This window comes from Acidobacterium capsulatum ATCC 51196 (assembly GCF_000022565.1).
Classification (GTDB): domain Bacteria; phylum Acidobacteriota; class Terriglobia; order Terriglobales; family Acidobacteriaceae; genus Acidobacterium; species Acidobacterium capsulatum.
Genome location: NC_012483.1, coordinates 1,592,271 through 1,612,149 on the forward strand (window position 1 = coordinate 1,592,271; position 19,879 = coordinate 1,612,149).

Below are 19,879 nucleotides of genomic sequence, written 5' to 3' on the forward strand. Positions count from 1 at the left end.
AATGATGTCCAAGTTCTTTATTCGCCGGCCCATCGTGGCCATGGTGATCTCCATCCTCATGGTCATCATGGGGACCATCACCCTGTTCACGCTTCCGACAGCCGAGTTTCCTAACATCGTTCCGCCTGAGATTCAGGTGCAGGCCACCTATCCGGGCGCCGACGCCAACACTCTCGCCCAGTCCGTGGCCACGCCGATCGAAGAACAGATGAACGGCGTCGACAACATGGACTACATGTACTCCACCAGCGCCAGCAATGGCGTCATGCAGCTCACGGTGGACTTCGGCGTCAACACTGACCCGAATATTGACCAGGTGCTCGCGCAGCTCCGCGTCTCCCAGGCGCAGTCCCAGCTTCCGGCCGAGGTGAACACGGCAGGCGTCATCGTGCAGAAGTCGCTGCACGCGCCGCTCATGCTGATCGCCCTCAACTCGCCCCACGGCACCTATAACGGCGTCTTCCTCTCCAACTACGCCTACATCAATCTGGCTGACCAGCTCTCGCGCGTCTACGGCATCTCGCATGTGCAGGTCTTCGGCGCCGGCCAGTACGCCATGCGCGTCTGGGTGCAGCCCGACAAGCTGGCAACCCTCGGCATCACCGTGCCGCAGGTCATTCAGGCCATCCAGACGCAGAACAACGTGAACCCGGCCGGCCAGGTCGGTGGTGAGCCCGTGCCCAACGGCCAGCAGTTCACCTACACCGTCCGCACCCAGGGCCGCCTCGTCACCCCGGCGGAATTCGGCAACATCATCCTGCGCGCGAATGCCGACGGCTCCATCGTCCGCCTCAAGGACGTCGCCCGCATCAGCCTGGGCGCACAGAACTACAGCCTCATGGCCCGCTACAACGGCCGGCCATCGGCCATTCTCGCGCTCTATCAGCTTCCTAACACCAACGCCGTCAAAACCTCGGCCGCGGTGCGGGCGCGCCTCAAAGAGCTCTCAAAGAACTTCCCGTCTGACGTCAATTACTCCGTCAGCCTTGACACCACCAAGGCCGTCACCGCCGGCATCCATGAGATTCTCACCACCCTGCTCGAAGCTCTCGGCCTTGTCGTCCTCGTGGTCTTCATCTTCCTGCAGGGATGGCGTGCTTCGCTCATCCCGCTGATGGCCGTGCCGGTTTCGCTCATCGGTACTTTCATCGTCTTCCCGATGCTCGGCTTCTCCATCAACACGCTGTCCCTCTTCGGGCTCGTGCTGGCCATTGGACTCGTCGTCGATGACGCCATCGTCGTCGTCGAAGCCGTCGAGCATCACATCGAAGAAGGCATGACGCCTCGTGACGCGGCCATCCGCGCCATGGAGCAGGTGGCCAACCCGGTCATCGCTATCGCGCTGATCCTGTCGGCCGTCTTCATTCCGACCGCCTTCATTCCCGGCATCACGGGCCGCCTCTATCAGCAGTTCGCGGTCACCATTGCCATCTCGGTCATCTTCTCGGCCTTCAACGCGCTCACGCTCAGCCCGGCGCTCTGCGCCCTGCTGCTGCGCCCCAAGAAGGAAGGCCGCGGGCCTCTCGCCGCATTCTTCCGCGGCTTCAACAAGGTCTTCCGCCGCACCGCCGACGGATACGTCAACACCTCCGGCCTGCTCATCCGCAAGTCCGGTTTCGCTCTCGTCTTTCTCGCCATCGTCGCCGCGGCTGCCGTCTTTGTCGGCGGTATGCTGCCCAAGTCCTTCCTCCCCACAGAGGATCAGGGCTACGCCTTCATCGCCCTCCAGCTTCCGCAGGCCGCGTCACTGCAGCGCACCAGCGCGGCCGCGCGCGAGGTCGAGAAGACCGTCCTGCAGATTCCCGGCGTGCAGGGCATCACCTCGGTCGTCGGCTTTAACCTGCTGACCGTCACGCAGAGCACCTACAACTCGTTCTTCTTCGTGACCCTCAAGCCGTGGGATCAGCGCACCGCGCCCGATGAGCAGTTCAAGGCCGTCATGGGCAACCTCAACCGCCGGCTCGCCGGCATCAAGGATGGTCTCGCCTTCTCCTTCCCGCCGCCCGCCATTCTCGGCGTGGGAACCTCAGGCGGCGTCACCATGGTCGTCGAAGACCGCTCCGGCAACGACAACCCGGCGTATCTGACCCAGAACCTCTACAAGTTCCTGGGAGCACTCCAGAAGCGCCCGGAAATCGCCAACATGCTGCCCTCCTACTACCCGGCCGTGCCCCAGCTCTACGTCACCGTGGACAAGGCCAAGGCCCTGCAGCAGGGTGTGCAGCTCAGCGACGTCTACCAGACCATGCAGGCCTTCATGGGCGGCTATCTGGTCAACTACTTCAACCGCTTCGGCCGCCAGTGGCAGACCTATGTGGAAGCCGATGGAGCCTCCCGCACCAACATCAGCAACATCGGCCAGTACTACGTCCACAACGCCAGCGGAGGCCTTGTGCCCCTGAGCGCCATCACCACCGTCAAGCGAACGACGGGCCCTGACTTCAACCTGCGCTTCAACGAATATCCGGCCGCCCAGATCAACATCACCGGCGCGCCCGGCTATAGCTCCGGCCAGGTCATGGATGCCATCCAGACCGTCTTCAAGCAAACCATGCCACCCGGAATGGGCTTTGACTACGAAGGCATGTCTTACCAGGAGCAGCAGGCTGCGCAGGGTGTTCCGCCCGCCGCCGTCTTCGGCCTCTCCATCATGGTGGTCTTCCTCATTCTGGCCGCCCTCTACGAGAGCTGGACGCTTCCCTTCAGCGTGCTGCTCAGCACTCCGGTCGCCGTGCTCGGCGCATTCCTGGCCCTGCACCTGCGCGGCCTTGAGAATGACGTCTACGCGCAGATCGGCCTCGTCATGCTCATCGGACTCTCAGCCAAAAACGCCATCCTCATCGTCGAGTTTGCCCGCGCCGAATACCAGCGCGGAGAAAGCATCTACGATGCGGCCCTCGGCGCGGCCCGGCTCCGTTTCCGGCCCATCATCATGACCGCCTTCGCCTTCATCCTGGGCTGCATTCCGCTCTGGGTGGCCACCGGCGCCGGCGGCGTCGCACGCGAAATCCTCGGCACCGCCGTCATCGGCGGCATGCTGGCCGCGACCTGCATCGCCATCTTCCTGGTCCCGGTCGCCTTTGCCGTCGTCGAATGGCTCTCGCACCGCTTCAGCAAGAAAGGTCCGCACCACATGACCGAAGAACACGCGCCCGAACACATTCCTACCCGGGAGGACGCATGAGCTTCCGCAACTCCACCCTGCTCGCTTCTTCGCTCGCCGTGCTGCTGCTCGCAGGCTGCACGGTCGGGCCCAAATATCAACGCCCTCAGGTTCCCGTGCCGCCGTCTTATCGCGGCGGCGCGGTGGTGAACTCCACCCCGGCAGACGCCAAAGCCACCGCCGCCTCGCTCGGCGCCCAGAAGTGGTCCACCGTCTTCCAGGATCCCGTCCTCCAGAAGCTCATCTCCGAGGCCATCACCAACAACTACGACATCCGCATCGCCGCCCAGCGCATCCTTGAGGAGCAGGACCAGCTCGGCGTCACCCGCGCGCAGGAGTATCCCACTCTCAGCGGTGGAGCGTCCTACGACACCATCGGCCTGCCCGCCAGCATCTCCAAGGCGCTCAACGGCAACAACAATAACAACAGCAACAACACCGGCCGCAGAAATATCTACGCCGGCGGCCTCTCGCTCTCCGCTGCATGGAACCTCGACTTCTGGGGCTACTACCGCAGCCAGACCCGGGCGGCCCGTGAACAGTTGCTCGCCTCCACCTGGGCGCGCCGCATGACCATCGATACCGTGGTCGAGAACGTCGCCACGGCTTACTTCCAGTTGCGCACCCTCGACGCCGAGCTGGCCATCACCCGCCAGACCGTCGCCGCGCGCAAAAACTCCCTGCAACTCACCCAGACGCTCGAACGTGGCGGCAACGGCACCCTCGAAGACGTCCGCCAGGCGCAGGAATCCCTCTACCAGGCTACCGCCGAGATCCCCGATCTCGAGCGCCAGATCGCGCAGCAGGAGGATGCCCTCAGCATCCTGCTCGGCCGCAACCCCGGCCCCATTCTGCGCGGCAGCCTCAGCACGGTCGATTGGCCCAATCCCCATCAGGTGCCGGCCGGCCTGCCCCTGCAGCTGCTCGAACGCCGTCCCGATATTGAAGAGGCGGAAGCCCAGCTCCGCGCCGACAACGCCAACGTCGATGTCGCCCGCGCGCGCTTCTTCCCGCAGCTCTCCATCACCGGCAACGGCGGCACTGACAGCAGCCAGTTCAAGCAGCTCTTCGATGGCAGCAACATCCTCTGGTATGTCACCGGGAGCCTGACGCAGAACATCTTTGACGCCGGCTCGCTGCGCAACAACCTCCACCTCACCCAGGCGGAGAAGCAGCAGCAGGTGCTCACCTACTCGCAGACCATCCAGAAGGCATTCCAGAACGTCTCCGACTCACTCATCGCCTTGCAGCGTTATCGCGAATACCGCGCGCAGGAAGAAAAGTACGTCGCCGCCGCCAAGGATGCCACCCGCCTCGCCCGCATGCGCTACAAGGGCGGAGCCACCAGCTACCTTGAGGTGCTCACCAACGACACCACCTATTACCAGGCTCAGATCAGCCTGCTGACCGCGCGCGAGCAGGAAGCCATCAGCTTCGTCCAGCTCTACAGCGCCCTCGGCGGCGGCTGGCAATAATCTCCCCCTTGTTCCTCTTCCCCATCGGGCGGACACCGTTGTCCGCCCCTCCTTTTTTCCCGCACCAGGTTTTCTGAAGGGGCAGGGCTTCAGCCCTGCCATAAAGGCAACAAACCCAGCGGCCTTTAGGCCCTGAGGAGTAGTCTTCTGATCCCTTCGGACGTTCTCAGCAGCCTGCGTGCGGACTAAATTCCCGCACCTCCGGCCCGCAAAGCCCTCACACGATTCCCGCCGCGCCCCGCGCGCGCCACAGCGCCCCATCCACTGGATCAACCACTCCATCCATCGCCTGCGTCTCCGGGTACTCCTCGCGCACGCGCGCAATCAAAGCCGCCCGCACCCGCGCGACTTTTTCCATGATGCTTCCGGCAAAGGCGAGCCGCGGCGCAAACGTGCCCGCTTGCCCCATGCGCCGCATCAGCACGCAGGCAAGATGCGCCAGTTCCCTGCCCTGCTCCACCAGAACCGCCTGCGCGACGTCGTCGCCACGCTCCGCGCAATCCACTACCGTCCTCGTCAGTTGCGAGAAGTCCGGCCCGGGAATCGCATTCGCATGCGCCACCAGTTCGTCGAACGATGAGAGCTGCCAGAACTCCAGCACCGCCGGCAGCAGCAGCGTCGTCTTCTCTTCATCCCTCGCGAGGCACAGCGCCCGCAGCGCCTGCAGCCCGATGCGATGCCCCGACCCCTGGTCTGCCAGCACCGGACCCCATCCGCCCGCCGTAATCACGCGGCCCTCCACCGTGCGGGCCGCCACATTCGATCCCGTACCCGCCAGCACCAGCACACCGGGCTCTCCTCTGAAGGCCGCATCCAGGGCAATCTCCACGTCGCCCAGAATCAACAGCCCCCCGCCCACTCTCGCCGGAATCTCCGCCCGCAGCCAGTCCGTCACCAGCGGAACCGTCTCCCCGGCTGTTCCCACGCACGTCTGCGCAATCCCGCTCATGGCGATGCCGGTCTTCGCCGTGAGTTCCTTGAGCGCAGTCTCCAGATGATGCGCCGCCGCCTGCGCATCCACACGCATGCGCTTGATTGAGTCCGATCGCACTCGAGCAATCACGCCCTGCTCATCGGCCAGCGCGTAATCGGCCTTCGTGCCCCCGGCATCAATGCCCAGAAAAAATGCCATGCAGCCTCTCCATCTTCATCTATGCTCGCGCGCCATGCGTGGTCCCCCGCGCTACGCCCGATCCCACGGGCTACACCCTATCAAAGATCACTTCAATCTCTTCGAGCGTCTTGCCCTTGGTCTCCGGCAGCAGTGTCGTCGCGGTCAAAAAGTATGCCGCCGCGCAAACCGCCCACAGCGCAAACATCGCGTAGTAGCCATAGTTCCCTGCCACCGGCAGAAAAATCGCCGCCAACATCGTCGAAACGCCCTGATTCAACAGCAGCGCAATGCCCATCCCCATCGAGCGGATGCGCGTCGGCATCAGCTCCGAGAGCATCAGCCACACCACCACGCCGGGCCCCGCCGCATAGCACGCAATGAAGCCCGCCAGACACAGCGCAATCATCCATCCCGTCCGGCGCGCCGGCAGCGGCCCATACATCGCCCGCTCAATCACCAGCGGAGCCGCAGCAGCAGCGGCCTTGGGCGCAATGCGCAGCTCCGGATGCGCCGTGTTCGTCTGCACCGTCGTGATCTGCTGCCCCTTGCCGTAGCGGTACACCACCGTCAGCGCCATGCCATTCGCTCCCTTGGCCGCAACGCCGAGCGACTGCGTGTTCACCGGCAGCGCGATCGTGTCTCCATGCACCGCGGAAGCCACCCGCGCGGTCACATTCGTCTGCTGAGACTCAAAGCCAAAGAAGATAGCCGCGCCCAGCGCCAGCGACAACACAATGCCGCCCGTGCCGATCCGCAGCAGAAACCTCCGGCCCTTCTTGTCGATCAGGCTCACGCCCACCAGCGTCATCACGCAGTTCAGCACCACTACGGCCACATCGCCCTGCGTTGCATGCGTGGCCGTCCAGCCGGCCTTCATCAGAATCACCACCACAAACGCCAGCACCGAGTTGATGCCTGTCGCCGTATTCAGCGCCAGCACCAGGCATGCCAGCAGAAAAGGCAGCACATATTTGCGGCGCAGCAGCGAACCCCGCTCCTTCACCGCGCCGCCAGCGCCGGCCACACCCGCCGCCGCCACGGTCTGCATCTCTTCAATCTCGCGCGCCGCTTCTTCCCGGCTCATCGTGCGCTCCAGCGCGCGCCCGGCCGCCTCCACACGGCCCCGGCGAAACAGCCAGCGCGGGCTCTCATGCAGAAAGAACGCTCCCGCAAAGAAGATGATTCCCGGATAGATCACCGCTAGAAACATGCCGCGCCACGCATGGTTTTCCGCCGCCAGTATCAGGCCGGCATGCCCGGCCGCATGCGCAATCGCCGCCTCGGCCTGATGCGTGTAAAAGTAGCCGATCAGCGAAGCCATCACGATGCCAAACGTCAGCATGAACTGGAAGATCGCCGTGCCCCGCCCGCGCACATCCGCATCCAGCGTCTCGGCCAGGTACAGCGGAACCACCACCGCAATCACGCCGCCGCTCATGCCCTGCAACAGCCTGCCCAGAAACAGCGGAACAAAGCTCTGCGAGGTCACAATCAGGCCCACGCTGGCCACAAACATCAGGCCGCTCACCACCATCATCTTCTTGCGGCCAAACCAGTCGGCCAGCACTCCCGCCGCCGGCGAAGACAACATGCTGCCGCCCAGCACCGCGGCCACAATCATCGAGGTCTGCTCGAGCGTCAAATTGACCGTCTTATTCAAAAACACCAGCGCCGCCGCAATGATGCCCACGTCAATGCCATACAAAAGCCCGCCAAGTCCGGCAATCAGCAGCAGATAGACGCGATAGAAAACCGTGTTCCCTGTTTTTGCCATGCTGTACGCTTATGCCTGCGCCAACCGCCACCACGGGTGGTTCAGCGCGCGGCTTCGCTTCCTCCGCTGACCTTGATTTGTGTTCTTTTGAAGATACCCTGTAGCGTTCACGCAATGACGCGTCAGATGCTCTCTGCAGCCAGATAATAAACAAACCCTCCCGGCTCAGGGAGCGTTCACCTGGTAGACAGCCTGCGCCGCGCCCGAAATCTCCGCATCCTTCTCGCTGTCGAGGTCCAGCACCGTCACCGTGTTCTTGCCCTTGTGCAGCCAGCACGCCGGCACATAATCCGACTGCTGCGGACCAATATTCCAAATGCGCCCAATCGCATGCCCGTTCACCCACAACAGCCCTTTGCCGATCTCACTCACGTTGAGATACGTATCTCCCGTCTTCTCAATCGTGAACGTTCCCCGATGAAAGGCAGGCCCCGCGGCCGTCTGCGTCTTCCAGCTCAACCGGGGCACCCTCTGCATCGGCAGCGAATAGTTCTTCCACCCCGTCAGTCGCTCGCCATTCCAACGCACCGGCGCAATCAGCCCCTTCGGATCATCCGGCAGCAACGGCCCATAGTTGATGCGCCCCATGTCCTCCACCAGGATGTCGAGTTCCGCCGAAGCTCCCCGCACATCCAGAGTCATCGCATGCTGGCACAGGCGGCGGTCTAGCGTGCCCACCCGTTTTCCATTCAGATACACAATGTCGTAGTCGCGCGCCTCGCCCACATCGAGCGTTCCCCGCGCGGGTCCGTGAATCTCGGTGCGATACAGCACAAAACCGGTCTGCTGCCCAAGCTCGGCAAAACTCAGCGGAGACGCGCTCACCCGCGGCCTCTTGAGATCGCTCCACAGCGAAGCCGCCAGCGGCAGCCGGAACGCAGGAATCGTAATCAACGGCGTCAGCGCCGGAACCGGCGGCAGCACATGGCCCGGCGTGTATTGCCGGAACAATTTGCGAAACGCGTAATACGCCGGCGTGGGATCGCCTGCCTCATTCAGCGGAGCCGCGTAGTCATAGCTGGTCGTCTGGGGCGCATAGTCCGTGTCGGCCGCATTGTCATTCGCACCGTTCATAAAGCCCCAGTCCGTCCCTCCGTGAAACATGTACAGGTTCACCGAGTAGCCGCGCGACAAAATCCATCGCAGGTCCTTCAACTGCTCCTTGAGCGGAGCCCCGTGATGATGCGGCTGGCCCCACTGGTCAAACCATCCCGGATAGTACTCCGCCACATACACCAGCTTCGAGTGCGGCCGGTAGGCGAGCAACTGCTTCACGCCGTTCTCCACACCGCCCGGCCCCACATCAATCGCCTCCGGCAACTCCGGCAGCGACCCGCTCCACAGCCCCGGACCATCCGCCGTATACAGCACCACGCCGCCCAGGCCCGCACCGGCGACCATCCGCCGCACCTCTTCCAGATACGCCCGGCTCTTGCCAAACGATCCGTACTCGTTCTCCACCTGCACGGCAATGATCGGGCCGCCGTGCGTCCACAGCAACGGCTTCAACTGCTGGCCCAGATGATCCATGTAATCCTGCGCCGCATGCAGATATGCCGGGTCGCTGCTGCGAATCTTCACCCTCCCGTCCTTCCACAGCCATGCCGGATAGCCGCCCATGCTCCACTCCGCGCACGCATAGGGCCCGGGCCGCAAAATCACATACAGCCCCGCCTGCTGGGCCATGCGAATGAACCGCGCCACATCATACTGCCCTGAAAAATCCCACTGCCCGCGATGCGGCTCCTGCACGTTCCAGAAGACATACACGCTGATCGCGTTCAGGCCCATCGCCCTGGCCTTCCGCAGCCGGTCACCCCACTCCGCGCGCGGCACGCGTGCAAAGTGAATCGAGCCGGAGATAATCTGCACCGGCTTTCCATCCAGAATGAAGTGCCCGTCTCCCACCGTGGCCGTGTGGGCCGCGCGCGTATGCGTCTCAGACAACGCGGGGACAGCGTGCAAGGGAAGAACCGCAAACAACCAGGACAGCAACACCGCGGCCACAAAATAGCGACACTTCATTCCTTCAGCTCCTGGTCAAAAATCTAGGCATTTTCACCCGACCATGATATCGCTATCACTAACAGGTTGCGCAGCTTTCCCTCCGGCATTGGAGGCATTCGAAAAGGACACTTCATGCAGCGAAGAAAGTTTCTCTATGGCCTCGGCGGCGGCGCTTTCACCGCCGGACTCGCGGGGCTCCCTGCGGAACTCCCTCTGATCCGCCCCTTCGCGGCGCGGGCCCTGGGTGCATCCGCGGCTCCAGCCGCGCGGCCCACGCCCGGGCAGGTCGCGTGGCAAAATCTTGAGTTCGGCATGTTCGTGCATCTGGCGCCCAACACCTGGCAAAACCTTGAGGGCGACAATCTCTCCACGCCTCTCTCTCAAATCGATCCCGTCGATCTCAACACCGATCAATGGGTCGAGACCGCTCTCTCCATGGGCGCGCGCTATGTCGTCTTCGTTGCCAAGCATCAGGGCGGCTTCTGCATGTGGCAGACCCACACCACGCCCTACAGCATTCGCAACACCCCATGGCGTCACGGCAAGGGCGATGTGCTGCGCGATATCTCCGAGTCCTGCCGCAAACACGGTCTGCCGCTCGGCGTCTACGTTTCGCCGCGCGATCAATACTTCGGAGCCGGCATTGGCGGCAAATGCAAAACGCCCGCGCAGCAAAAGAAATACAACGCCATCTACCGCGAGCAGCTCACCGAGGTCTTCACTCGTTACGGCAAGCTCGTTGAAATCTGGTTTGACGGCTCCACCGTCACGCCCGTGGGCGATCTCATCCATCGCTACCAGCCCGAAGCCATGGTCTTCCAGGGCCCCGACGCCACCATTCGCTGGGTTGGCAATGAGAATGGCTTCGCGCCCTACCCTTGCTGGAACGCCCTCGACAAGCAGGACGCCGCCACCGGCACCGCCACGGCCCTCAACAGCGACCCCAACGGAAGCGTATGGATGCCCGTCGAAGCCGACGTCTCCATCCGCCGCCCCGACTGGTTCTGGAGCACCACCAACGCCGGCAAGGTGCTCACCCTCGATCAGCTTCTCTCCATCTACTACCGCTCCGTCGGCCGCGGCGCGCAACTGCTCCTCAACATTCCGCCCAACACCCGCGGCCTCATGGCCCAACCCGATTGCGCCGTCGCAAAACAATTCGGCGACGAACTGCGCCGCCGCTTCAGCCATCCCGTCGCACGCACGCGGGGCGCCGGGCCGCTCGTCGAGTGGAAGCTCGCAAAGCCCGCGCGCATCGATACCGTCATCCTGCAGGAGCAAATCTCCGGCGGCCAGCGCGTGCGCGCCTATCAGTTGGAGGGCCGCGCCCACGGCGCATGGATTCCGCTCGGCGAGGGCGCCTCCATCGGCCACAAGCGCATTCAGCCGGTACCGCCGCACATCGTCGATGCCGTGCGGCTGCGCGTCACCGAATCGCAGGGCGATCCGATGATTCGCACCCTCGCCGTCTACGATACCGGCGTCGCTCCGCCCGCTGACTGGGATGCCGTCTCGCATCTCTGGGCCGCCAACCTCATTGGGCAGTGGTCCGGCGGCAGCTTCTCGCTCGATCTCTCCAGCCGCATCCACGCGGCCACTCAGTACGTCCTGCGCTTCCGCCCGGAAAGCGGCAAGGTCACCGGCTTTCGCAATATGATTCTTGAGATCGGCGGAGTCCCCGCGCCCGATCTCCTCAAGCACTCCCCCGCGCATCCTGACGAACTGATTCTTGACATCACCGGGCTCGACGCCTCCATCCGCATCCACGGCCACGTCGAGGGCGCATCTTCCGGCTCAATCCTCTTTGAGAAATTGCGCTGATCAAACCGCCAGCACATCGATCCCGGCATCGCGAAAGCCCGCCAGCACGGCGGGCTCGATGCCGTCATCGGTCACGATCCGGCTGATGCGGTCCAGCGTGCAGATCAGCGCCGGGCTCACCATGCCGATCTTGCTCGAGTCCGCCACCAGAATCACTTCTTTCGACTGCCGCACCACCGCGCGAAAAATAGCCGCCTCTTCCGCCTCGATCGTCGTCACGCCCTTCACCAGGTCTACCCCGCAGGCGCCGATGAATGCCTTGTCCATGAAAAATCCCGACAACCCTTCGAGCGTCATCGGCCCGGTCAGTGAAAATGCGCCCGCCCAGCGCAGATTCCCGCCCGTCAGCGTCACATCCAGTCCCGGCTGAACGCTCAGCTCCATGCCGATGTTCACCGCATTCGTCACCACGTGAATCCCCGCTTTGTGCCGAATGCAGCGCGCGACCTGCGTCGTCGTCGTGCCCGCCGTGAAGGCGATCGTCTCGCGCTCTCCCACCAGCTCCGCCGCCGCCATGGCAATGCGGCGCTTCTCTTCCGGGAAGCGGTGCTCGCGCTCATGAAAGGTGGAGTCGAAGCGAAATGGCTGATACACCGTCTGGCCCGCCACTCTGGCGCCGCCATGCGTGCGATTCACCAGCCCGCGTTCTTCCAGCCGGATCAGATCCCGCCGCACGCTCGCCGCCGAGGCTCCGGTCAGCGAAGCAAGCTCGTCCACAGAGCTCTTCCCCTGACGCAGCACGGCCTGCAAAATCTGCTTCTCTCTCTGCTCCGTCTTGACGGACATGCCCTTCCGGCCCCGATCGCACTGGGAATCAAAACATGCTTCTGCGCAACTTTACACGATCAGGCCGGCAACATTCTCCTGCGCCAACTGCGCCAGAGCCTCCATCATCGCCCGCACATCTTCTTCGAGCGTCACATAGCGCAGATACTCGCGGTTGCCGCCCACTTCGCCCATCGTGACGCCGGGCCGGTGAAAGGCCACACGGCTCGGAACCGTCCGCCGCAGGCTCGCATGAAACTCCGTAACCCCGGTCTGGTGGGCCAGCTCCCGAACATTCTCCGGCATCAGTCCGCCGCCTGCCATCACCGCAATCTGCCCGCCGGCCGCGCTCTGCAGCGCACGCAATGTCGCGCTTCCCTTCGCCGCGCTGCGCGCCCCGCCAGAGCTCAGCACCCGCTCGGCCCCGGTCCTGATCACATCTCCCACCGCCGCCACCGGGTCCGGCGTCATATCGATGGCCCGGTGAAAGGTCACCGGCAGAGGCCGCGCCTGCTCCACCAGGCGGCGAGTCCGCTCCACATCCACCCGCGCGTGCTCATTCAAAACTCCCAGCACGATGCCGTCCGCGCCCAGCCGCCGAAGCTGCTCGATCTCCCGCTGCATCACCAGGAACTCGTCATCGTCATAACAAAAATCGCCGCCGCGCGGCCGCGCCATCACGTAGACATCGATCTTCAGCCGTTCGCGCACCAGCGCCAGCAGTCCCGGCCCGGGCGTAATGCCGCCTTCGAGAAGGTCTGAGCACAACTCAATGCGCTGCGCGCCACCACGCTCTGCGGCCACTGCCGACGCTACGGAATCAACACAAACTTCAAGAACCATCGCAGGCTGCTTCAGCTTTCCTGTGTCTAGCACAACCGCATGAATTCCCGCTCCGCCACACTGCGAAGCAGGAAACCCTTGTCATAGAGTAATGCGAACAGGGCACCGGCTTCGCCGCTGAAGCGCTGCCGGTGCCCCGCCTGCTTCGTATTTAGAACGAATACTGCGCAGTCAGTTGCAGAGTACGCGGATTCCACAACGAAACCGCGCCGTATTGAGCGTTGACCAGTGAACCGAAGTTCGTATCGGTCACCGTGCTGTCCGGGAAGATCTTGCTCGTGCTCGAGTGCCACGTCGATCCCAGGTTGAAGATCTCCGCGCGAATCAGCAGCGATTGCCCGCCCGGCAGATTGGTCGTCTTGCCAAAGCTCGCATCCAGATTCGTAAAGAACGGCGTCCTCTCCGGACTCTTGTTCGTGTTGCCATAAGTTCCCAGAGCCGGCGTCGAGTACTCTGACGTGTCAAACCAGCTCCCCAGTGACGACTGAAAGCCTGCCTTCCTGTGGAACGTCGAGTTAGCCAGAATGCGGCTTGCATAATACTGCGCCATCTGGTCTGAAGGCTCGCCGCCATTCACCGCAAACGGGAAGCCGCTTGCAAGCTGGTACACCCCGCTGGTCGTCCACCCCGCGGTCAGCAGGTTCAGAAAACCCTTGTGGAAGAACGCCGGAACCTCATACGCATAGGTCGCCACCAGCCGGTGCGTCTGATCCGATGCCGCCAGACCATACTCCCGGTAAGGATGCTGCGGGTCCTGAATCAGGCCCGGCTCGCCATTGACGAGGTTAATGCCCGAAGTCAGATCCATCGTCTTCGAGTAGGTGTAATTCACGTGATAGCTCAGCCCGTGAGTCATCCGCTCAATCAGTTGAACCTGCAGCGCGTTATAAGTGGACTGGAATCCGTTCCGGTTGCCATAAAGATACGGCGGCAGGTTCGGATACGGCTGGCGCGTGTCAATCGGCTGGAAGTTAGGATCGCTGGCGCAGTTGGCATTGCTGCCCGTCGCCTGCGAAGCATCCACCAGGTTGTTGCAGACGTCGCCCGCGACCGTCGGCGGCGTCGCCGCGCCCAGAATGTCCTGGCTCGGCTGCCGCAATCCATGGTCGCCCACATAGCCCACATCGAGCAGCAGCGTCTGGGTCAGCGAATACTGCGTGTCCAGATTCCACTGTTCGTCATATGGAGTATGGTTGGTCGGCCAGTTCACCTGGTTGTAGGGGAACTGCCACGCCGGCAGGCTGAAGCTCTGGTTGGCCGTAATCGGCGCGGACCACAAATTGCTCAGGTACGCCGTCGATTGCGTCTCCTGCCCCGTAGTCGAGGTGTAAGGAGCAGCCGCCAGGTTATAGAGGCTGTTCTTGTCATACTGCGTGCCGTCGTAATAGCGGTTGTACGACCCGTAGAAGATACCGAAGCCGCCGCGCACCACCAGCTTGGCAATATCCGGCGGACGATACGCAAACCCGAAGCGGGGCGCGAAGTCCTTGTTGTCGATCGGCACCAGCGTATTGCTCGCTCCGCAACCCAGATAATTCGGATTGCCGCCGGCCGCCAGAATCGGCTTCACGAAGTTGCAGTTCGCCCAGATCAGTTGGCCGCCGTTGGCCGTGCTGAAGGCATAACCGCTGTTGTCGCTTGAGTGGAAGTTCGGCGGACGCTCCCAGCGCAGTCCCATGTTCAGCGTCAGGTTCGGCGTCACACGAAAATCATCCTGGAAGAACAGGTTCCAGTTGCTGCCCCACAGAAAGTAGTTATCCGTGCCCAGCGGCGGAGGACCATTGGCCGAGTTTGGATCGCCCAGCACAAAGTCCGCGACCGCGTTTCCTTCATACGGCGCCGTCGAGCTGTAGCTGCCGTTCGAAGCCAGTTGGTTGCCCGCGTCCGAGGGAACAGAGGCCGTGTACTGGCCGTTGAAGTTCAGCGAACCCGTGCCGCCATAGTTGTCCAGTTCAAACAGGTTCACGCGGCGGAAGTCGATGCCGAAGTTGAACGTCTGCCGTCCGCGCGTCATCGAGACCGTGTCCACGCCCTGGTAAATGTTGTCCACATAGGTCGTCGGCTCGCCGCCGCCAATGCAGTAGTAGAACGTCAGGCAGACGTTCGGCAGGTCAAAGGTGACCGGGTTCGTGTTCGTATTCTGAAAGCCCACCTGCGCCGAAAGATTCGGCCCATAAGCCGTCGTCGGCCCGGTAAAGAAGTGGTCACGGTCATAACCAAGCGTCGCCTGGTTCAGCGTGTTCGCGTTGAAAACGTGCGTCCACGTCGCGCCAAACAGCTTCGGACGCGCATAGGTCGTGCCGCCCTGGCCAAAGTGAATGCTCGTGTTGGTTTGCGACAGGTTGCCGATATTCACCGTCAAAAAGACGTGATCGTTGCTGCCGAAGTACTGGTCAATGCGCCCCGTGCCCACGCCCGTCGTCTTCTTGGTGAAGGTGTTGGCCGAGTAGTTCTGGCATCCGGTCAGAATGTGCGCCGACTCACCGCAGTTCGGCACATTCGGATTATCGAAATAAGCCGCCAACTGCGTGGCAATCGGGTTGATCATGCTCTGCGGAATCTGGTTATTCGGGAAGGCCTGGCGAATCACCGGACTGTTGTTTGGCCCCACCGGATCATTCGGGTTATAGGCCGGGTTCGGCACCGTCGTGGCCGGGTTGTAGATCGGGAAAGGCCACGCGCTGAAGTCACCCTTCAGTTCCGCGGCCGTCGGCGAAAACACGTTGTCCGGGCTGTTCGTGGCCTTGTACAGGCCCTCGTCGTAGCTCAGGAAGAAGAACGTCTTGTTCTTCCCGTTGTACACGTGCGGAATCCAGAGCGGACCGCTGATCGTGCCGCCAAACTGGTTCTGGTGATACGGCGTGCTCAACGGAGTGTTGCTTCCCGTCAGCTCGTTCTGCGCCTTCACATACAGGTTGTCCGGCTGCATCCAGTTCGCCTGCAATGACTCATACGCCGCACCATGAAAGCGATTCTGGCCCGACTTCACGGCCACATTCACCTGCGCCACACCCGTGCCGTACTGCGCTCCGTACATGCCGTTTTCCATCTTGAACTCCTGCACCGCGAGTTCGTTCGGAATGTTGATCGGCACGCTGAAGAAGTAGTCCGCGTCTTCCACGCCGTCAATCGTGTAGTTCGTCGACTGCGCCTGCGCGCCATCCACGCTCACTTCCATGTATTCGGTGTCGAGTCCGTGGTAGCTCCAGTCCGTGCCCGATCCGCCCGGCGTGATGTTCGTTCCAATATCGGTCAGCATCAGGTTGGTGAAGTCACGCCCGCTGATCGGCAACTGCTCAATCATCTTGCCGTGCAACACCTGCCCCACTGTGCTGTCATCCGTGTTCAGCATCTGCGTGGTGTCCGACACATGCACCGTGCTGCTCACGTTGCCCATCTGCAGCTTGAAGTTGTCGCGCAGCGTCTGGTCCACTTCGAGCGTCAGCCCGGAGGACTGCTGCGAGCTGAACCCCGGCGCGGTCACCGTGATGCTGTACGGGCCCGGATTCAGGTCCGGCACATAATAATCACCCGTCGCATTCGTATACACCGTGCGAACCACCCCCGTGCTGGTCTCCTTCACGGTGACCTTCGCATGCGGCACCACAGCGCCGGTGGGGTCTTGCACATGGCCCACGATGGTGCCCTGCGCATTTTGCGCATGCGCAGGCAAGCACCCGATGCTGACAAACAGGCCCAGCGCGGCACATAGCGCCAGCCGGGCGACGGATCGGCCTCTCCGAAGCTCAATCATATTAAGCTGCCTCCAGAAGTGAAGCATTCATTTCCTCAGGGCGAGATCATTTCTGTTTCGTTACAATTCTGATAACGCCACCAAAGATGACCACTAATCTACCGCAAAACTGTTCAAATGGACAGAAATTTTGCAAAAACCCGCTCACCCCATCAAAAACGATGCTTTTCCCCCGTCCTCTCGGCCAAAAGACAAACCAGCCACACCCCGGTGCCCCGAGTCAGGAATTCGCATCGATTGAGCTGGCCATCCTGCCCAGGTGAGTGGAGGGTACGGGCTGGTGCCCCATTCCGGGCCCCCATCGACAGGTCTTCGTCGATGGGGTGGATTCAAGCCCGCCGTTGGGTAGTTCCTTCAGGTGTCGGGTGCCCCAGGTCCGTCCGTCCGGACCTGGGATCCCACCGTCTCCCCTCCGTTGTCATCCCACCAATCGAAGCGGAGCGGAGGGACCTGCATTCGCATCCCGAACTTCGCCCTCACCCAAGATGCGTCATTCTGAGCGCAGCGAAGAGTCCCGGCGATGCCTCGGTCACCAAATACCGCCCGAGGTTTCTCCCATCATCCTCACCATCACCCCCGGGCGGCTTTTCCTGGCGTCCTCCGCGTCTTTGCGGTAGCTTTCCCACTTGTCATCCCGCCCAAACGAAGTAAAGTGGAGGAACCTCCTCCAGCAGCCAAAACGCAGGCCCCAGCCTCACCCGTCTGCCCGCATCTCCCGCGCCCACTGCCACAGGTTCCACGCAAATTGCAGCACCACAATCACCATCAGCACCAGCAGTCCTTGATGCACGCCTGCGTTGATCTGGCTCACCGTGCCCGCATAGTGCGCCCCATCCACCGCTGGATGCTTCAGCCGCACCACCGCATGCCCCGGTGCCGTCAGCAGCACCACCATCGGAATCAGCCCGTACGCCTCAAACAGCAGTTGCTGCATCCGCCGGGGACGCTGCCAACTCCCGCGCGCCAGATCGACCCCGCGCCACGCCACTTGAAACACATTCAGCCCCACTACCCAGTAGAAAAACACCGCCACCGCATGCGTGATCTCAAATGGAGACGCATGCAGATACACCACTCCCGGTCCCAGCAGCAGAAACGGATAAAACGGTACCAGCACCAGCCAGACCAGAAACAGCACGCCAAACACAAACTCCGCCATCGCATGCGCAAAGCTGCGCGGCGCGCGGCCCCGGCGCGATTTCTCCACCGGCGGCAGCGAAGCCGGCGACCACTCCATCATCTTGCGCAGCACCTCGTCACAACTGCCCGGAAAGCGCAGCGCAAAAAACTCGATGCCCGCAAACACCAGCGTCACCCATGCGGCCACCATAAACAGCACATCCGGAGCGCGCAGCACCGCCCCGGCCACAGCGCCTGCGCCCTGCGTGCCCAGCGCCACCAGCAGCGCCGAAACCACCGTATAAATCACCAGCGCCCACAACAGGGCCATGCGCAGCGCATACCAGTACACCGGAAAAATCATGGGCCCAATCAAGCTCTGCTGCGGCAGATACCGCGCCGCCACCTGCCACGGCGCGCCCATCTCGCGCAGCCAGTCTCCGGCCTCGCCCTCGGTCAGCCCGCGCCCCAGCGCCTCCTGCCGGTCTTCCAGTTGCGCCTCAAGATTGGCGCGCAGCTCGGCCAGAATGTCCTGCCGCCGCGCCCCCGGCAGATGCTTGCTCACAGCCTGCAGATAACGGTCCAGAAGTTCCATCGTGCTTCCCTTTCGGCTCATTCGGCCTGGCCCTCCCTCTGGCCCAGAATGCGGTCCAGCGAGGCATTCAGCTCCCGCCACTCCGCGAGCAGTTGCCCGAGCATCTGCTCGCCCATCGGCGACAGGCGGTAGAAACGCTTGTTGCGCTTGTCCTCTTCGCGCCACTGGCTCAGCAGCAATCCCTGGCTCTCCAGGCGGCGCAGCAGCGGATAGAGCGTGCTCTCATCAATGGCCAGCCCGCGCTCGGCCAGTGCCTTGCGCAGCGTGTAGCCGTAGTGCTCCTGCTTCAGTTGCGCCAGCGTGGCCAGCGTCAGACAGCCGCGGCGCAGCTCGAGCCGCAGGTTCTCAAAGAGCGAACCTGAGGCGCTTCCGGCGAGTGAATCAGAATCTTTCATGCCGTTCCCCATACACTGTACATCGCATACTGTATGCCACACACTGTGTGCCGTCAAGAATGATCTCCAAAGCCTGCCGGAAATATGCCCCCAACCGGCTACCATGGAAATAGAGAACATTTTTCGGGCGGGGAAAATGTGAATCCAGATTCACATTCCCCCGCCCCAAAGAGATTTATTTTAATCGTTTACAATCAGTAAGATAGGCATGGCATCCAGCTCTGCGCAAAGAGTCGAAAAAAATTCCATAAAATGTGAATTCGCATTCACATTCCCCAAAAGTGATCCCAACTGCCTGATTTGCAAGGACTTAGGGACACTCTGCCACGCAAATTCCGGAAATAATGCGAATCCGCATTCACATTCCCAGAAAACATCGCCAGATCTCACAGAAAAATAAACAGCTTACGCCATTCAAGCCCCCGCCACTGACTGGCTGACCCGCTGACTGGCTGACCCGCTGACCTGCTGACCCGCTGACTGGCTGCCCCACTGACTACCGGTTCTTGTGGAAATCCACGCACTCCCGGCCCGAGCACAGCTCATACCCATGCGCTCCCGCCAGCACTTCCAGCGGAACCGGACGCCGCCCCGCAAAGGCTTGCGATGAGGCTTCGAGCAGCCGCTGCCCGGCCAGGTTCAGCACCACGAACTGGTGATGCGCCAGAAAGCCGAATCCATAGGCGCCCGGCACAAGCGTATGTCCGCCAAAGTCCAGCTTCACTTCCGTCAGCAGGTAGCCCTGGTAGCTCTGCCGCACCTCGGTCGCGTACCCTGACGTATCCACCAGCGCCGCCAGCATGTATTTGCCGTCCGCGAAGTGAACGCCGCCCGAGTTGCGCTCCTGCGTCGGAGCCGTCTGGCCGCGGAAGAAAACCGTGGCCGGCATAATCTTGCCCGCCTGCGTGCGATCGAGCACCGTCGCCTTCGAGCCGGACTGCGCCATTGCCGCCGTTGCGGTGAGCGCCACGCCCACCAGAACCGCCATGCACCCACGAGAAAACAGCTTCATAATGCCCCCTCTCCAACGCATCGATTGTATTGCACTGAATCT

At 62.4% G+C, this 19,879-nt stretch carries 12 protein-coding genes; 3 read left to right on the top strand and 9 right to left on the bottom strand.

Annotated features, from left to right (window positions below; translation table 11 throughout):
- Positions 1–4: 4 nt before the first annotated feature.
- Together ACP_RS06435 and ACP_RS06440 are read left to right on the top strand one after the other, a co-directional pair.
- Complete coding sequence (locus tag ACP_RS06435) at positions 5–3,184, top strand: efflux RND transporter permease subunit (protein WP_041840025.1); 3,180 nt, start codon at positions 5–7, stop codon at positions 3,182–3,184.
- Positions 3,181–4,638, top strand: coding sequence for an efflux transporter outer membrane subunit (locus ACP_RS06440; protein WP_015896481.1), 1,458 nt, complete (start codon positions 3,181–3,183; stop codon positions 4,636–4,638). Before ACP_RS06435 ends, ACP_RS06440 begins: the two co-directional genes overlap by 4 nt.
- Positions 4,639–4,855: 217 nt before the next feature.
- On the opposite strand, the gene ACP_RS06445 is transcribed toward ACP_RS06440, so the two are convergent.
- From ACP_RS06445 to ACP_RS06455, 3 genes are all read right to left on the bottom strand, one after another.
- On the bottom strand, positions 4,856–5,770 hold the full coding sequence (locus ACP_RS06445; protein ID WP_015896482.1) for an N-acetylglucosamine kinase: 915 nt from the start codon (positions 5,768–5,770) through the stop codon (positions 4,856–4,858).
- A gap of 70 nt (positions 5,771–5,840) precedes the next feature.
- Positions 5,841–7,526, bottom strand: coding sequence for an MFS transporter (locus tag ACP_RS06450; RefSeq protein ID WP_015896483.1), 1,686 nt, complete (start codon positions 7,524–7,526; stop codon positions 5,841–5,843).
- A gap of 165 nt (positions 7,527–7,691) precedes the next feature.
- Positions 7,692–9,551 carry a glycoside hydrolase family 35 protein gene (locus ACP_RS06455; protein WP_015896484.1) on the bottom strand — a complete coding sequence of 620 codons (1,860 nt, stop codon included), beginning with the start codon at positions 9,549–9,551 and terminating at the stop codon, positions 7,692–7,694.
- Positions 9,552–9,665: 114 nt separating this feature from the next.
- Here ACP_RS06455 and ACP_RS06460 point away from each other — a divergent pair, with 114 nt between their 5' ends.
- Positions 9,666–11,354 (top strand): alpha-L-fucosidase, encoded by a 1,689-nt coding sequence (locus ACP_RS06460; protein WP_015896485.1) that lies wholly within the window; start codon positions 9,666–9,668, stop codon positions 11,352–11,354.
- Here ACP_RS06460 and ACP_RS06465 read toward each other — a convergent pair whose 3' ends face one another.
- The 6 genes from ACP_RS06465 to ACP_RS06490 form a co-directional block, all read right to left on the bottom strand.
- Positions 11,355–12,140, bottom strand: coding sequence for a DeoR/GlpR family DNA-binding transcription regulator (locus ACP_RS06465; protein WP_015896486.1), 786 nt, complete (start codon positions 12,138–12,140; stop codon positions 11,355–11,357).
- A gap of 51 nt (positions 12,141–12,191) precedes the next feature.
- Positions 12,192–12,995: a copper homeostasis protein CutC gene (locus ACP_RS06470; RefSeq protein WP_202944494.1), complete on the bottom strand. Its 804-nt coding sequence runs from the start codon at positions 12,993–12,995 to the stop codon at positions 12,192–12,194.
- Positions 12,996–13,113: 118 nt separating this feature from the next.
- Positions 13,114–16,716, bottom strand: a complete 3,603-nt coding sequence (locus ACP_RS06475; RefSeq protein WP_015896488.1) for a TonB-dependent receptor — start codon at positions 16,714–16,716, stop codon at positions 13,114–13,116.
- 694 nt (positions 16,717–17,410) lie between these two features.
- A complete protein-coding gene (locus tag ACP_RS17265; RefSeq protein ID WP_148215065.1) occupies positions 17,411–18,451 on the bottom strand; it encodes a hypothetical protein in 1,041 nt (346 codons plus the stop codon).
- Entirely contained in the window at positions 18,448–18,825 is a 378-nt protein-coding gene (locus ACP_RS06485) for a PadR family transcriptional regulator (RefSeq protein WP_085947580.1), read from the bottom strand. Before ACP_RS06485 ends, ACP_RS17265 begins: the two co-directional genes overlap by 4 nt.
- A 496-nt stretch (positions 18,826–19,321) precedes the next feature.
- Complete coding sequence (locus ACP_RS06490) at positions 19,322–19,837, bottom strand: hypothetical protein (RefSeq protein WP_015896491.1); 516 nt, start codon at positions 19,835–19,837, stop codon at positions 19,322–19,324.
- Positions 19,838–19,879 lie beyond the last annotated feature (42 nt).

Coding starts and splice junctions, on each gene's coding strand:
- ACP_RS06440 (WP_015896481.1), top strand. CDS start 3,181: ATGAGCTTCCGCAACTCCACCCTGCTCGCTTCTTCGCTCGCCGTGCTG.
- ACP_RS06450 (WP_015896483.1), bottom strand. CDS start 7,526: ATGGCAAAAACAGGGAACACGGTTTTCTATCGCGTCTATCTGCTGCTG.
- ACP_RS06490 (WP_015896491.1), bottom strand. CDS start 19,837: ATGAAGCTGTTTTCTCGTGGGTGCATGGCGGTTCTGGTGGGCGTGGCG.
- ACP_RS06445 (WP_015896482.1), bottom strand. CDS start 5,770: ATGGCATTTTTTCTGGGCATTGATGCCGGGGGCACGAAGGCCGATTAC.
- ACP_RS06455 (WP_015896484.1), bottom strand. CDS start 9,551: ATGAAGTGTCGCTATTTTGTGGCCGCGGTGTTGCTGTCCTGGTTGTTT.
- ACP_RS17265 (WP_148215065.1), bottom strand. CDS start 18,451: ATGAGCCGAAAGGGAAGCACGATGGAACTTCTGGACCGTTATCTGCAG.
- ACP_RS06485 (WP_085947580.1), bottom strand. CDS start 18,825: ATGAAAGATTCTGATTCACTCGCCGGAAGCGCCTCAGGTTCGCTCTTT.
- ACP_RS06460 (WP_015896485.1), top strand. CDS start 9,666: ATGCAGCGAAGAAAGTTTCTCTATGGCCTCGGCGGCGGCGCTTTCACC.
- ACP_RS06475 (WP_015896488.1), bottom strand. CDS start 16,716: ATGATTGAGCTTCGGAGAGGCCGATCCGTCGCCCGGCTGGCGCTATGT.
- ACP_RS06435 (WP_041840025.1), top strand. CDS start 5: ATGTCCAAGTTCTTTATTCGCCGGCCCATCGTGGCCATGGTGATCTCC.
- ACP_RS06465 (WP_015896486.1), bottom strand. CDS start 12,140: ATGTCCGTCAAGACGGAGCAGAGAGAGAAGCAGATTTTGCAGGCCGTG.